Genomic DNA, 212 nt, shown 5'->3' on the forward strand with positions numbered 1-212 from the left:
GTCGCCGACTCCGACCCGCACGCGGAGTGGCGCGAGACGCTGCACAAGATGGGCGCCGCCTACTGGGCGCTGACCGGTGAGGAGCTGCTTCCGTGAACGTCCTGCTCGTCGACGCCTACGACAGTTTCACCCACATCATCGACCAGTACCTGCGCACCCTCGGGGCACACACCGAGGTGGTGCGCTCGGGTACGCGCACACCGGAGCAGCTG

2 pseudogenes are annotated in these 212 nt (G+C 67.9%); both read left to right on the plus strand.

The features are described from left to right. Window positions 1-96: pseudogene (locus tag BEK98_RS50760) on the plus strand (anthranilate synthase component I family protein); the annotation flags it as partial. After that, window positions 93-212 (plus strand): annotated as a pseudogene (locus tag BEK98_RS50765) (anthranilate synthase component II); the annotation flags it as partial. The pseudogenes BEK98_RS50760 and BEK98_RS50765, both read left to right, overlap by 4 nt.

This window comes from Streptomyces diastatochromogenes (assembly GCF_002242805.1).
Taxonomy (GTDB): Bacteria; Actinomycetota; Actinomycetes; order Streptomycetales; family Streptomycetaceae; genus Streptomyces; species Streptomyces diastatochromogenes.